The organism is Thermoanaerobacter uzonensis DSM 18761 (genome assembly GCF_900129115.1).
GTDB classification, from domain to species: domain Bacteria; phylum Bacillota; class Thermoanaerobacteria; order Thermoanaerobacterales; family Thermoanaerobacteraceae; genus Thermoanaerobacter; species Thermoanaerobacter uzonensis.
Genome location: NZ_FQUR01000010.1, coordinates 56,417 through 69,550 on the forward strand (window position 1 = coordinate 56,417; position 13,134 = coordinate 69,550).

Below are 13,134 nucleotides of genomic sequence, written 5' to 3' on the forward strand. Positions count from 1 at the left end.
GAAACCCATAGGGAGGGGAAACCTATGAACAACGAAGAATTATCTAAAGAAGCAATTACAGAACTTATCAATAAAGGGAAAAAAACTGGGATGCTCACCTACAATGAGATAATGGATTCCTTAGAAGATATTGATTTAAATCCCGACCAAATTGAGAAAGTATATGATGCTTTTGAAGATATGGGAATTGAAATTGTTGGGGAAGAACCTCGTCAGGAAGAAATAACTGAAGAAGATTTAGACTTAGACCTTTCTATTCCTGAAGGAATCAGTATAGATGACCCTGTTAGAATGTATTTGAAAGAGATAGGCAAGATTCCTCTTCTAACTCCGGAAGAAGAGATTGAATTAGCAAAAAGAATCGAACAAGGAGACGAAGAAGCTAAAAAAAGACTTATAGAAGCTAATTTAAGATTGGTTGTAAGCATAGCAAAGAGATATGTAGGAAGAGGAATGCTTTTCTTAGATTTGATACAAGAGGGAAATTTAGGATTACTCAAAGCAGTTGAAAAATTTGACTATAGGAAAGGTTACAAATTCAGTACTTATGCCACATGGTGGATAAGACAAGCTATCACAAGAGCTATTGCAGACCAGGCAAGAACCATAAGAATCCCTGTACACATGGTAGAAACTATAAATAAATTGATAAGAGTTCAAAGGCAATTGCTGCAGGAATTAGGTCGCGAACCTACCGCTGAAGAATTGGCAAAAGAGATGGGTATGCCAGAAGAAAAAGTAAGAGAGATAATGAAAATAGCCCAGGAGCCTGTATCTTTAGAAACCCCTATTGGAGAAGAGGAAGACAGCCACTTAGGAGATTTTATACCTGACGAAGATGCACCAGCTCCAGCAGAAGCTGCGGCTTATACAATGCTAAAAGAACAGTTGATGGATGTTCTTGATACTCTAACGCCAAGGGAAGAGAAAGTACTAAGACTTAGATTTGGTCTTGATGACGGCCGAGCAAGAACATTAGAGGAAGTAGGAAAAGAATTTAATGTTACAAGAGAACGCATAAGACAAATTGAGGCAAAAGCATTAAGAAAATTGAGGCATCCCAGCAGGAGCAAAAAATTAAAAGATTTCCTTGATTAAATAAGCTTCTTGACAAGAGGACAAAAATCTGTATAATTATTATTGTATTCCTCAGTAGCTCAAGGGTAGAGCAACCGGCTGTTAACCGGTAGGTTGTAGGTTCGAATCCTACCTGAGGAGCCACTTTTTGGGCCTTTAGCTCAGCTGGCAGAGCGGTCGGCTCATAACCGATTGGTCCGGGGTTCAAATCCCTGAAGGCCCACCATTGAGAGAAAAAGCATTTAGCTTTAAATGCTTTTTTATTTTTTATACTTTTAGGAGGATTACATGAAACTTACAGAGCGATTAAGGAAAATAGCTGAATACATTCCTCATGGGTCAAAAGTTGCAGACATTGGGACTGATCATGGGTTTATTCCTGTTTACCTTATCGAAAACAAAATATCTGCCTATGTTATTGCTTCAGATTTAAATGAAGGTTCATTAAGTAAAGCTGTAAAAGAAGTTGAGAAGCGAAATTTGCAATCTTTGATAGACACAAGGTTAGGGAATGGTCTTAATGTTTTATCGCCAGGGGAAGTAGATATAGTTGTCATTGCAGGTATTGGAGGAATTTCAATTACAAAAATACTAGATGAGGGAAAAAATATTGCAAAAACTATCAAAAAATTTATATTTCAACCTATGAGAGATTCAGCAGACTTGAGGAAATACTTAATAGAAAATGGATACAAAATTTGTGATGAGGAATTAGTTAAGGAAAATCAAAAATATTATGAAATAATAGTAGCAGAACATGGTAGACAAAAAGTCAAAAATCACATATATTATGAAGTAGGGGAAAAACTCTTACAAAAAAGACATCCACTACTAGAAGAATTCTTACAATATAAAATCGACAAAATGAAGAAAATCATAAGTAAACTTCCAGGGTCCAATGAAAAGCGTAAGCAATTAGAGGAAAAAGTAAAGAAATTCGAGGTGTTGATAAATGGGCTTGAAATGCCAAGTAATAGCTTCCATAATGGATAAACTTGCACCGCGTAAATTTGCTGAAGAGTGGGATAACGTGGGATTGTTAATAGGAGATGGTTCTAAAGATGTTTCAAAAGTTTTAGTAGCTTTGGATGCTACTTCTGAAGTAGTTAAGGAAGCAATTGACAAAAGAGTAGATATGATTGTAACTCATCATCCGTTAGTTTTTAAGCCAATAAAAAATGTCAGGGCTGATAATCCAGTGGGCTCCTTGTTAATACAACTTATTAAAAATGATATTTCCCTTTATGCAGCACATACTTCTTTTGATATAGCTCCAAATGGTATGAATGATATTTTATGCAATGTCCTAGGAATATACGATAGGGAAGTTTTGGCTGTCACTTATTCCGAAGGATATAAAAAAATTGCAGTTTATGTGCCGCAAGGATATGAAGAAGTGGTAAAAAATGCCATGTGCAGTGCAGGCGCTGGTTTCATTGGGAATTATAGTGATGCTACTTTTCAGGTGCGAGGCATTGGAACTTATAGACCTTTAGAAGGAACAAACCCATTTATTGGTGAAATAGGGAAACTAGAAAAGACAGAAGAAGTAAAGATAGAAACTATAGTACCTCAGAGATATTTAGAAAAAGTTGTAACTGCAATGCTGAATGTTCATCCCTATGAAGAGGTTGCTTATGATATTTATTCTTTGGAAAATGTTAAAGAAGAATATGGGCTTGGAAGAATTGGAATTATTTCAGAAACTACTTTACAAGAATTAGCTTTACAAGTAAAAACAAAACTTAAAATTAATAATTTAAGAGTGGTAGGAGACCTAAATAAAAAGATTAGAAAAGTGGCTGTATGTGGTGGAAGCGGTGCAAGTCTTATTCACAAAGCTGTTTCTAAAGGAGCGGATGTTTTAATAACAGCAGACATTGGCTATCACGATGCGGTAGAAGCCCAACACCTCGGATTGGCTTTAATTGATGCTGGACATTTTGGTACGGAGAATATTGCAGTCAGGTTTATTGCAGAATATATAATTGATGAAACTCAGGAACAGGGACACGAAATAGAAGTATTAGTTAGTGAAAGTCAAAAAGATCCTTTTATATTTCTATAATTAGGTTGACAAAAATAAATATATATGATAATATATATTCGATTGATGTGAAGAAATATATATGAAATAACGCATGTGAGTAAGTCGGATGGCCGCGTGCAAAATTGCACCTGCAATTTTGCACGAGGAAAGTCCGAGCTCCACAGGGCAGGGTGCCGGGTAACACCCGGTGGAGGCGACTCCAAGGAAAGTGCAACAGAGATATACCGCCTGGCACTCAACTTGTGAATGCCAGGTAAGGGTGGAAAGGTGAGGTAAGAGCTCACCAGAGACCAGGCGACTGGTCTGCTCTGCAAACCCCACCTGGAGCAAGGCGAATAGGAGGGAGTAGGTGGCCCGCCGTTTCCCTCGGGTTATGCTGCTAGAAGTGTCAGGCAACTGACACCCTAGATAGATGGCCATCCTCGACAGAACTCGGCTTATAGACTTGCTCACATGGATTTAAAATACCATGATTCTGTGGTATTTTTTATTTTTTATTTATGCAAAATTTAAAAATTGTTTGGTCCATAAATTTTTGTTTGATTTAAAAGTTGTTTTTTGCTAATATTATATATGGGCAAAACTATTATAGAAGGAGAGATTCAGATGAGCATACATATTGGGGCTAAAGAAAACGAAATCGCTCAAACAGTGTTATTGCCAGGAGATCCTTTAAGGGCTAAATACATAGCAGAAAATTTTCTTGAAGATGTAAAATGTTACAATGAAGTTAGAGGAATGTATGGTTTTACAGGGCATTATAAAGGGAAAAGAGTATCAGTTCAAGGTACAGGCATGGGAGTACCTTCCTTATCTATTTATGTAAATGAGCTTATAACCAGTTACAACGTGAAAAATCTCATAAGAATAGGTACTTGTGGTTCTTTGCAACCAGATATCAAACTCAGAGATATAGTAATTGCCATGAGTTCTTCAACAGACTCTGCAATAAATAAGATTAGATTTAATGGTATGGATTATGCTCCTACAGCAAGTTTTAAATTATTGAAAAAAGCCTATGATAAAGCAATGGAGTTAGGAATACAACCTAAAGTAGGAAATATTCTTACAACGGATACTTTTTATAATGATGACCCAGACAGTTGGAAATTATGGGCGAAGTTTGGTGTTTTGGCAGTAGAGATGGAAACTGCAGGACTATATACTCTGGCTGCTAAGTACAATGTAGATGCTCTTACAATATTGACAGTGAGCGATAGCTTGGTTACCGGAGAAGCAACGACAGCTGAAGAAAGGCAAAAGACTTTTATGGATATGGTAAAAATTGCACTAGAAATTGCTGAATAATGATTTTTAAAAAGAGGATAGCTGGGTTTATCCTCTTTTTAAAATAATTGAAAAAGGAGCTGATAGGTGATGAAGCCTTTAAAATTTAAGCCTATTTTTATGGAGAGAATATGGGGAGGTACTGCATTAAGAGATAAATTTGGCTTTGATATTCCCAAGGGTAAAAAAATTGGAGAATTGTGGACAATATCTGACAATAGAACTGCTGTCAGTGTAATTGAAGGTGGAGAATTTAATGGCCAAAAACTAAGTGATATAGCCTACAAATTTTTTGAGGATATATATGGTAAAGAGGTAAATTATGAGAGATTTCCTTTACTTATCAAAATAATTGATGCGCAAGACAAACTTTCCGTCCAAGTTCATCCAGATGATGAATATGCTTTTAAATACGAAAATGGCGATTCTGGAAAAACAGAGATGTGGTATATAATAGATGCAAAACCCGGGGCTAAACTTGTGTGCGGTTTAAAAGAAGGAACTACAAAAGAAGAATTTAAAAAACTATTGGAGGAAGAAAGATTAGAAGAATGTTTAAAGGAAATAGAAGTAAAGCCAGGTGATGTGATTTACATACCTTCAGGGATGGTGCATGCTATAGGTGAAGGCATACTTATTTGTGAAATTCAACAAAATTCAGACCTCACCTATAGAGTATATGATTACAATAGAGTAGATGAATTCGGTAGGAAGAGAGAGTTACATATAGAAAAAGCTTTAAATGTTATAAATTTTAATTTAAAGACAGATAAAATAATACCTGAATTTAAAGAAATACGAGGCGGACGCATATCTCATGTTGTTAAATCTCCATATTTTCAAGTAAGTATAATTGAAATAAATGAAGAGGTAAAAATAGATACAGAAGGAAAATTTAACACTTTAACAGCTATAGAAGGAAATTGTAAAATTTATTTTTATGAAGGTACTGTTGAATTAAAGGCAGGAGAGACTGTATTAATACCTGCTTCTACACCGAGTTATACAATAGAGGGAAATTGCAAGGTGCTCAAAGCTTATATATAGAAAGCGTAAATATTGACAACTTTTTATTAAAATTGTATAATAAAAAAGCAATAAGTGGGGTTATAGCTCAGCTGGTCAGAGCGCTACGTTGACATCGTAGAGGCCACAGGTTCAAGTCCTGTTAACCCCACCATTTCTTATATGGGTCATATGGGGATATAGCTCAGTAGGGAGAGCACATGCCTCGCATGCATGAGGTCAGGGGTTCAAATCCCCTTATCTCCACCAAACTGAAAATAAAATATTTTTATACATAAATTTATTTTTTTTTCACAAGATATAACCGAATCATAACAACATGAGGAGGTTATATCTTTTTATGTGGAAAAATCTAAGATTTGTATTGATTTTGATAGTTTTGCTGTTTACCATATCAATTTTTTTGAGTGCATGTAAAAATACAATTCAAAAACCTTTTTTTAAGCCTTTTAGTAAGATAGGAGTAAAAAAACTTCAAATAGTAGGATTTTATGTTGATTCTGCTGGACCAGACAATTCATATCAATCACTGGTAAAATATTCAAGATATATTGATACACTTTCTCCATTATGGCTTACTGTAGAAGGAGACGGGACAGTAAAAGATTCTACAAATCCTCAGGCGCTGGATTATGCGAAAAAACAAGGGATAAAGATAGTTCCTCTGGTGAATGTGGCAAATAGCAAAGATGAAGTTCTCTTGGATCCGAATATCCGTGAAAAGGCTATTTCTCAATTAATGGCCTTGTTAAAAAAACATAATTTTGATGGTTACAATATAGATTTTGAGTTTATTCCTCATGGAACCAAAAATTACATTAAAGATAAAGATTATCTAACAGCGTTTGTGAGTAAAATAAGACCTTTTATTAAAAAAGAAGGCAAAATTCTTGATATTTCTGTTATACCTCATTATCAGGTACCTAAAGAAATATCAGGTATATACGACTATCACGAATTAGCGCCTTTAGTTGACCATGTCACTTTGATGACCTATGATAGGCATAATGCTTCTTCACCGCCGGGACCTGTTTCTCCTGAGCAGTGGGTGGAGTACAACGTCAAAGATGCACTAAATGAAGGTTTTAAACCTGAACAAATATGTTTAGGAGTAGCTACTTATGGATATGATTGGCCTGCAAGTAAAAGTGGTGGTTTCTCTCGTCCTACAAAAGAAATACTTACAAAAGCACAAATTCAAGGAATTCAAATAAAGTGGAGCGACCAATACCAAGAGCCTTATTATGTCTATTATGACAAAAACACGGGAATAACGAGAGAGGTATGGTTTGAAAACTCTGCCACTTTAGCTGAGAAGATAGAAGTTGCTAAAAGGTATAATTTACATGGCATATGTGTGTGGAGGATTGGCTTTGAAACCCCTTCTTTTTGGGATGTTATAGGTAAGAAAATAGGAAGCAGATAGAAAAATATTGAAAACATTTAAGTAAAGATATATAATAGAGGTGTGATTACCAAATTATTGGGGGGATTTTCATGAATTTAAATTCTTACATAGACAATATGAGAGACGACATTATAAAATCAGTTCAAGAATTGGTCAGGATAAAAAGTGTACAAGATGAGCCAAAACCAGGTATGCCTTATGGAGAAGGTGTTGCGAAGGCATTGGACAAAGCTTTAGAGATCGCACAAAGTTTAGGCTTTAGGACTAAAAACGTGGATGGATATGTAGGGTATGCAGAATACGGCGAAGGAGAAGAAATGATAGGAGTTTTGGGACATTTAGATGTAGTTCCAGAAGGTGATGGGTGGACCCATCCACCTTATGGTGCTGAAATACATGAGGGAAAGATATATGGAAGAGGTACTGTAGATGATAAGGGCCCTATAATTGCTGCTTTATACGGGTTGAAAGCTATAAAAGACGCTGGGTTAAAGCTTTCTAAAAGAGTGAGAATTTTATTTGGAACAAATGAAGAGACAGGTTCTCACGAAATTGCTTATTATTTAAAACACGATGAAGCTCCTACTATGGGTTTTACTCCTGATGCTCAATATCCAATTATATATGCAGAAAAAGGAATAACAATGTTTAATGTGGTAAAAGACTTTAATAAAAAGCCCAGTAATATAGTTATAGAATATATTAAAGGTGGAGAAAGGCCCAATGTAGTGCCGGGCTATTCTGAAGCTGGCTTAAAGGTAAAAGAAGCAGATAAAAAGAAAGAAATTAAAGATAAGTTAGAAGCTTTTGTAAAAGAGACTGGTTACAATTTGAAGGCTGAAGAGAAAGGCGAAATGCTTGTAATCAAGTCAGTAGGGGTTTCGGCTCATGGCAGTCTTCCGCACTTAGGAAAGAATGCTATAATGCAGCTATTTCTCTTCCTTGACAGAATAGATTTAGAGGATAGCGATGTCAAAGATTTTATACATTTCTTTGCTACAAATGTTGGAATGGAAACAGACGGGAAAACTTTTGGGATATACTTAAAAGATGAAACAGGAGAATTGACTTTTAACGTTGGTACTATCCAATTGGATGAAAGCAAAGGAGCATTAGGTTTAAATATCAGATATCCAGTGAAATATAAATATGAAGATTGGATGAATATTTTCGAAGAAAAAATCAAGACTAATGGGATGAGAATAGAAGACATGCTCCATCAACCACCTTTGTATTTTCCACCAGACCATCCTTTGATAAAAACTTTGAGCAAAGTTTACGAGGAACAGACGGGACAGAAAGTAGAGCTTTTAGCAATAGGGGGGGGAACTTACGCTAAGGAGATGCCTAACACAGTAGCATTTGGGCCTGTTTTCCCAGGCAAGCCAGAGTTAGCACATCAAGCAGATGAATATATAGAGATTGAAGATCTGATATTAAATGCAAAAATTTATGCCCACGCTATATATGAATTAGCAAAATAAAATCCCTCTTTTGAGGGATTTTATTTTAAACTAAAATATAATTTATTTTCTTCTAGCACAAATCCTAATTCTTCCCAAGGTAAAGATGTATTATTAGAATATACTGAAATGACACCAATATCGCGTAAAAACTCAGAAACAGTTTTTGTAATTTGTTTTCCTAGTTCTTTTTTGTTAATTTCTTCCTCAAAAGATACAGAAAGTTCATTAATTATAATTCTATTAACTGGCTCATAAGGGTCTTCGAAAATTGTCAACCAAAGGCGAGAGTTTTTTTCAATTCCGTTCAAAATGATAAACCATTCAGTATCGTCTTCATATTTTAGAATATGTTGTATAAAGTGAATTCCTGAGGTTTTTTCTATTTCCCACTTCATAAGGGAAAGGTATTCGTCGCTAAGAATTTCGCTCAAAGTAGTGTTTATGCATCTTAAGGATAATAAGTCATTCATGATATCCCTCTTTTCATAAAATGATATTCTTATTTAGCAGTTTTTACTATATAGTATATGCTATTATACAAGTAAGTGGTTTTATATTTATAAATTCTATTTAAACGTTTAAATTCCTTCTTTTTATTAAAAAATTTGTGATTGACATGTTTTAGGAGGATGTGTATAATAAAAATATAGAAAGTGGGGTTATAGCTCAGCTGGTCAGAGCGCTACGCTCACATCGTAGAGGTCACAGGTTCGATCCCTGTTAACCCCACCAATAATATGAAGATTTTCCGGCGTTATAGAGATGCCGGAATTTTTATTTTTTTGATGTTTATGAAAGAATGGTAATATTTTAATTATGTTGCCCAAGGAGGCAGTTCTTATTCTTGAAAAAGCTGTTGCCCGCTTTTACGTGAGGGCAAAAGGGGAAAATATATGCTGGAGGTAAAGGAAAAAGTAATAGCCTGTGCCAAGGGGGCTGAAGTGGCAACGGGAGCAAAGCTTTCATATAGAAATTTTGAGCTTGGCTTTGACAACCTAGTAACCAATAAAACTATGGCTGAGACATTTAAAACTAATTTAAAGGAACTGGGTTATCATGATATAAGTGATAAAGAAGAGGGCGTTGGTTCAACGGACATGGGAAATGTAAGCCAGGTTGTGCCTTCTATCCATCCCCACATTGCCATAGCTGAAGAGGACATAGCACCTCATAGCTTGGAATTTTTGAAAGCTGCAGGTTCACAGAGGGGAAAGGAGGCAACCTACTTGCAGCCAAAGCTCTGGCTATGACGGCGGTAGATATAATGACAAAAGAGGAATTGCTAAAGAAGATAAAAGAGGAGTTTAAAAAAACGGTTGAAATTTCTTAAATATTCCTCGCGAGCAATTTCTTATACCAATCAGAGTAGAAAAAAGCTTGCTGCCTTTATTTTTATGTAATTTGGGCTTGATGCCAAAACTTTTCATGTTGAGGATAGATTTTTTTATTTCAGAATCATATAAAGGCATTATAAGGAAATAAAAGTCACCTCTTGACATATTATCGAAATGCTGTAGAATGATATTATAATGAAAATCTTATCAGAGTTTTCTGTTTAAAAACTATTGTATGGAGGTTGTATGATGTACATTCCGACAATTAGCCCTTATGCCTTTAAAATTGGTCCAATTGCTGTCCATTGGTATGGAATTTTTATGGCTATTTCTATTGCTATCGGTGGATATTATTTGTACAAAGAGGCAATGAAATTAAATTACGATGAAGACTTTTTATTAAATCTATTAATGGTTGTAGTAATTTCTGGTGTTATAGGTGCTCGATTGATGTTTGTATTGGCAAATTATCCTGAGTGGTTTATTAAAAATCCTATCCAAGTTTTAAAAATTTATGAAGGTGGGTTATCTTGGCATGGTTCAGTTTTAGGTGGTTTTTTAGCAGGACTTTATTATTGCCGTAAAAAAGGTGTGAGGATAAATCCTTTGGAGGATTTTGCAGTTTTAGGCCTTGCTATTGGAAACATATTGGTGAGAATTGGCAATATTTTTAATCAAGAAGTATTGGGAAGACCGACTGAATTTGCATTTGGGAGATGGCCTGCACAATTAGTAGGAGTTGCCATGGGGATAATACTTCTTATAAGATATTTTTATATACAGAAAAAGCATATGCCTGATGGATATCAATTTTGGTCTTTTATATTTTATTATCAATTGATGAGAGGTTTAATTGAAGAAACCGTAAGAGACAATCCTTTAATATGGCCTGTATATTTAAATGAAAAATGGGGAATAGGATTTTTTACTTTAACTCAGTTAGTAACACCTTTCATTTTGATATTGGCATACTGGATGATTAGAAAGGTTTTAAATGACCCCAATAAACAATTTTACAATTAAACTGCCTTTGAGGCAGTTTTCTTATTTAAGGCAAATTGAATTAATCTTTAACTATTGATAAATCTAAAAGGGAACTACTTTATTTTACAACATTTTAATGGTAAAATTATATTTGATAAATTTTTTACAGAGGAGCTGAAAAGATGGAAAAAAGAAAAGTTTTTGATGATTTATTAGTTAGGATTGACCAAATGGCAAGAGAAATTGATGATATGGATGAATTTTATGGTGAAGTTGTTAAGATATTAGCAGATAATGTTCCTTACTACAATTGGACAGGTTTTTATTTCATGAAGGATGGAGAGTTAGTAATAGGACCTTATATTGGTAGACCTACAGAGCATGTGAGAATTAAAGTAGGAGAGGGAGTTTGTGGAAGAGCTGTTGCAGAAAAAAATACTATAATTGTAGATGATGTAACAAAAGAAGATAATTATTTGGCTTGTAGTCTTGAGACGAAATCGGAAATTGTAGTGCCAATATGGGTTAATGGCGACATAATAGGAGAAATAGATATTGACAGCGATGATTTAGCTGCTTTTGATGAAGAAGATAAAAGATTTTTACAAAAAGTTGCAGAGATTATAAGTCGAAAACTTAAAAAATAGATATCCATTGGCTTTTGTGGTATAATAATTGTGTCAGGAAGGAGGATAGGCTATGAGAGAAAGAGTAGAAGAAGTATTAGAGCTTTTAAGACCATCTCTTCAAGCAGACGGAGGAGATGTGGAACTTATTGACGTTACAGATGATGGAATTGTAAAGGTAAGATTGACAGGCGCTTGTGGAGGATGCCCTTTTGCTACGTTGACGCTGAAAGAAGGCATTGAAAGGGCTATCAAAGAAGAAATACCTGAAGTGAGGGAAGTAATAGCAGTTTAAAAATCCGGGTGATCCGGATTTTTTTGTTATATAAGCAGGAATTTTTAGCCATACATAGAATAGTATATATGGGAATATTTTCAAGGAGGTCTATGTATGGTTAAAAAATTTTGTTTAGCAGGATTGATTGTCTTGATATTATTTTTAAATTTATCAAGTGCCTATTCAGAAGCTAATCCTTATTCAGAAGAAAAAATATTACAAAAAATAGTAATGAAGGTACCTTTTACAAGGGGATTAAAATTGGTAGAACATAAGTTGAAAAATGGGTTATATAGCTTTAAATTTGAAGGAAGTAATCCATTTAAGAATTTAAAAATTGTATACAATACTGACAATGATAAATTAGAGTATATAGATTACTATGTAAATACTTTTACACCTTTAGACAAAAATTTATCAGAAAAATATTCAAAAAGTGAGTCTATAATTTTAGCCAACAATTTGATATCTTCAATTACAGGAGAAGAATATCAATTTGCAAAAAGCCTTTCAGATGATGAGTATATTGATGAAAGTTTAGAAAAACCATATATTTATAAGTTAATTTTTAAAAAAATGATAAATCACCTGATAGTGGATAATAGAGAAATAGTTGTGTACATAGATTCTCATTCAGGAGAAGTTGTTAAATTTTTTGGTGAAAATCTTTCGGAAAAAGTGAAATATGAGGATACAAAGGATATTAAAAGTATTGGCGAAATAAAAAGCCTATATCAAAAATATATTGTTCCTCAGCTTATGGTTTATAAAGAAGGCAAAAAGTATCAGTTAGTGTATATTTCCTCTTTGAATCCTTTGTTTTATGGGATTGATGCAAAAAGTGGTATTTTTATTGATTATAAGGGAAATGATATTAAAGAAGAAATGATTACACTGGATTTTTCAAAGTTAAAAGACAATTGTTTTAATTTAAAAAGTCCAGAGACAATTGCTCAAGATATAGCAAAAAATTTAAAAATAGATAAAATTTCTTTGCTCAAATCCGGTTATGTGAATAATTTTTATTTGACGGGTAAACCGGCTGTGACTTATGATTGGAATTTTACAAGTTTAAAAGACAAAATTTTAAATATAAATGTAGCAATTGATTCTCACGACCGGAATATTCTTCACTTAGGTTTTGGTTATTGGAATTATAATGAGAAAGATTTTAGAATACTTGATATGGAAGAGGCAAAAACATATGTGAAAGGACATCTTTATAATTATTTGTCTTGTAATTTTTTGGTATCATATCCTATGAAGTATCGAGATAATAAAATTTATACTTTTTATAGACAAACAAACAATACGATAATTTCTAATAATTATATAACCATTGAAACAAATGAGGAAGGAATAGTTAAAAAAATAATCTTTAATTGGGATTATATTGATTTTCCAAAGATAAACAATACTATCAATATACAAGTTGCTCAAAATATTTTTATAGATAGTGGTTTTAAACTGTACTATTTTATAACAGAGAATAAAAAAGGTAAATTAGTGTATATACCTAACTCTTTGGAGTTTATGATAGATGCCAGCACAGGGGAAAAGATATATTACAGTTCTTTAAATTGGGAGGAAGATTAGAGA

13 protein-coding genes, 5 tRNA genes and 1 other RNA gene are annotated in these 13,134 nt (G+C 33.9%); 18 read left to right on the forward strand and 1 reads right to left on the reverse strand.

Features of this window, described 5'->3' with window-relative positions; genetic code table 11:
* Positions 1-24: 24 nt before the first annotated feature.
* The 12 genes from rpoD to pepV all read left to right on the forward strand — a co-directional run bounded on the left by rpoD (position 25) and on the right by pepV (position 8,332).
* A complete protein-coding gene (gene rpoD / locus BUB32_RS06010) occupies positions 25-1,098 on the forward strand; it encodes an RNA polymerase sigma factor RpoD (protein ID WP_084726991.1) in 1,074 nt (357 codons plus the stop codon).
* A gap of 48 nt (positions 1,099-1,146) precedes the next feature.
* A tRNA-Asn gene (locus tag BUB32_RS06015) sits at positions 1,147-1,221 on the forward strand.
* A 6-nt stretch (positions 1,222-1,227) separates the two neighbouring features.
* Positions 1,228-1,303 (forward strand) — tRNA-Ile (locus BUB32_RS06020).
* 62 nt (positions 1,304-1,365) lie between these two features.
* Positions 1,366-2,070 carry a tRNA (adenine(22)-N(1))-methyltransferase gene (locus BUB32_RS06025; RefSeq protein WP_072968334.1) on the forward strand — a complete coding sequence of 235 codons (705 nt, stop codon included), beginning with the start codon at positions 1,366-1,368 and terminating at the stop codon, positions 2,068-2,070.
* Positions 2,030-3,145: a Nif3-like dinuclear metal center hexameric protein gene (locus BUB32_RS06030; RefSeq protein WP_072968336.1), complete on the forward strand. Its 1,116-nt coding sequence runs from the start codon at positions 2,030-2,032 to the stop codon at positions 3,143-3,145. Before BUB32_RS06025 ends, BUB32_RS06030 begins: the two co-directional genes overlap by 41 nt.
* 76 nt (positions 3,146-3,221) lie before the next feature.
* Positions 3,222-3,583: RNase P RNA component class A (rnpB, locus tag BUB32_RS06035), an RNA gene on the forward strand.
* Positions 3,584-3,733: 150 nt separating this feature from the next.
* On the forward strand, positions 3,734-4,435 hold the full coding sequence (gene deoD / locus BUB32_RS06040; RefSeq protein WP_072968338.1) for a purine-nucleoside phosphorylase: 702 nt from the start codon (positions 3,734-3,736) through the stop codon (positions 4,433-4,435).
* 69 nt (positions 4,436-4,504) lie between these two features.
* Positions 4,505-5,461, forward strand: coding sequence for a mannose-6-phosphate isomerase, class I (manA, locus tag BUB32_RS06045; RefSeq protein WP_072968340.1), 957 nt, complete (start codon positions 4,505-4,507; stop codon positions 5,459-5,461).
* Between the two features lie 56 nt (positions 5,462-5,517).
* Positions 5,518-5,594: transfer RNA gene (locus BUB32_RS06050), tRNA-Val, on the forward strand.
* Between the two features lie 19 nt (positions 5,595-5,613).
* A tRNA-Ala gene (locus tag BUB32_RS06055) sits at positions 5,614-5,689 on the forward strand.
* 91 nt (positions 5,690-5,780) lie between these two features.
* A complete protein-coding gene (locus tag BUB32_RS06060; protein ID WP_072968342.1) occupies positions 5,781-6,866 on the forward strand; it encodes a glycosyl hydrolase family 18 protein in 1,086 nt (361 codons plus the stop codon).
* A 71-nt stretch (positions 6,867-6,937) separates the two neighbouring features.
* Positions 6,938-8,332: a dipeptidase PepV gene (pepV, locus tag BUB32_RS06065; protein ID WP_072968344.1), complete on the forward strand. Its 1,395-nt coding sequence runs from the start codon at positions 6,938-6,940 to the stop codon at positions 8,330-8,332.
* A 20-nt stretch (positions 8,333-8,352) separates the two neighbouring features.
* Here pepV and BUB32_RS06070 read toward each other — a convergent pair whose 3' ends face one another.
* A complete protein-coding gene (locus tag BUB32_RS06070) occupies positions 8,353-8,784 on the reverse strand; it encodes a hypothetical protein (protein WP_072968346.1) in 432 nt (143 codons plus the stop codon).
* 185 nt (positions 8,785-8,969) lie between these two features.
* On the opposite strand from BUB32_RS06070, the gene BUB32_RS06075 reads away from it, so the two are divergent.
* From BUB32_RS06075 to BUB32_RS06100, 6 genes are all read left to right on the forward strand, one after another.
* A tRNA-Val gene (locus tag BUB32_RS06075) sits at positions 8,970-9,046 on the forward strand.
* Between the two features lie 161 nt (positions 9,047-9,207).
* Positions 9,208-9,564: a zinc-binding metallopeptidase family protein gene (locus BUB32_RS06080; RefSeq protein ID WP_234949235.1), complete on the forward strand. Its 357-nt coding sequence runs from the start codon at positions 9,208-9,210 to the stop codon at positions 9,562-9,564.
* A 333-nt stretch (positions 9,565-9,897) separates the two neighbouring features.
* Positions 9,898-10,671, forward strand: a complete 774-nt coding sequence (locus tag BUB32_RS06085) for a prolipoprotein diacylglyceryl transferase (RefSeq protein WP_042833387.1) — start codon at positions 9,898-9,900, stop codon at positions 10,669-10,671.
* 143 nt (positions 10,672-10,814) lie between these two features.
* Complete coding sequence (locus BUB32_RS06090; protein WP_072968348.1) at positions 10,815-11,279, forward strand: GAF domain-containing protein; 465 nt, start codon at positions 10,815-10,817, stop codon at positions 11,277-11,279.
* Positions 11,280-11,331: 52 nt separating this feature from the next.
* Positions 11,332-11,553: a NifU family protein gene (locus BUB32_RS06095; protein ID WP_042833384.1), complete on the forward strand. Its 222-nt coding sequence runs from the start codon at positions 11,332-11,334 to the stop codon at positions 11,551-11,553.
* 96 nt (positions 11,554-11,649) lie between these two features.
* Entirely contained in the window at positions 11,650-13,131 is a 1,482-nt protein-coding gene (locus tag BUB32_RS06100) for a hypothetical protein (RefSeq protein ID WP_072968351.1), read from the forward strand.
* The last annotated feature ends 3 nt before the right edge of the window (positions 13,132-13,134 follow it).

What these genes read in the sequence shown, in the direction of transcription:
- rpoD (WP_084726991.1), top strand. Translation starts at nt 25, where the DNA reads ATGAACAACGAAGAATTATCTAAAGAAGCAATTACAGAACTTATCAAT.
- BUB32_RS06025 (WP_072968334.1), top strand. Translation starts at nt 1,366, where the DNA reads ATGAAACTTACAGAGCGATTAAGGAAAATAGCTGAATACATTCCTCAT.
- BUB32_RS06030 (WP_072968336.1), top strand. Translation starts at nt 2,030, where the DNA reads ATGGGCTTGAAATGCCAAGTAATAGCTTCCATAATGGATAAACTTGCA.
- deoD (WP_072968338.1), top strand. Translation starts at nt 3,734, where the DNA reads ATGAGCATACATATTGGGGCTAAAGAAAACGAAATCGCTCAAACAGTG.
- manA (WP_072968340.1), top strand. Translation starts at nt 4,505, where the DNA reads ATGAAGCCTTTAAAATTTAAGCCTATTTTTATGGAGAGAATATGGGGA.
- BUB32_RS06060 (WP_072968342.1), top strand. Translation starts at nt 5,781, where the DNA reads ATGTGGAAAAATCTAAGATTTGTATTGATTTTGATAGTTTTGCTGTTT.
- pepV (WP_072968344.1), top strand. Translation starts at nt 6,938, where the DNA reads ATGAATTTAAATTCTTACATAGACAATATGAGAGACGACATTATAAAA.
- BUB32_RS06070 (WP_072968346.1), bottom strand. Translation starts at nt 8,784, where the DNA reads ATGAATGACTTATTATCCTTAAGATGCATAAACACTACTTTGAGCGAA.
- BUB32_RS06080 (WP_234949235.1), top strand. Translation starts at nt 9,208, where the DNA reads ATGCTGGAGGTAAAGGAAAAAGTAATAGCCTGTGCCAAGGGGGCTGAA.
- BUB32_RS06085 (WP_042833387.1), top strand. Translation starts at nt 9,898, where the DNA reads ATGTACATTCCGACAATTAGCCCTTATGCCTTTAAAATTGGTCCAATT.
- BUB32_RS06090 (WP_072968348.1), top strand. Translation starts at nt 10,815, where the DNA reads ATGGAAAAAAGAAAAGTTTTTGATGATTTATTAGTTAGGATTGACCAA.
- BUB32_RS06095 (WP_042833384.1), top strand. Translation starts at nt 11,332, where the DNA reads ATGAGAGAAAGAGTAGAAGAAGTATTAGAGCTTTTAAGACCATCTCTT.
- BUB32_RS06100 (WP_072968351.1), top strand. Translation starts at nt 11,650, where the DNA reads ATGGTTAAAAAATTTTGTTTAGCAGGATTGATTGTCTTGATATTATTT.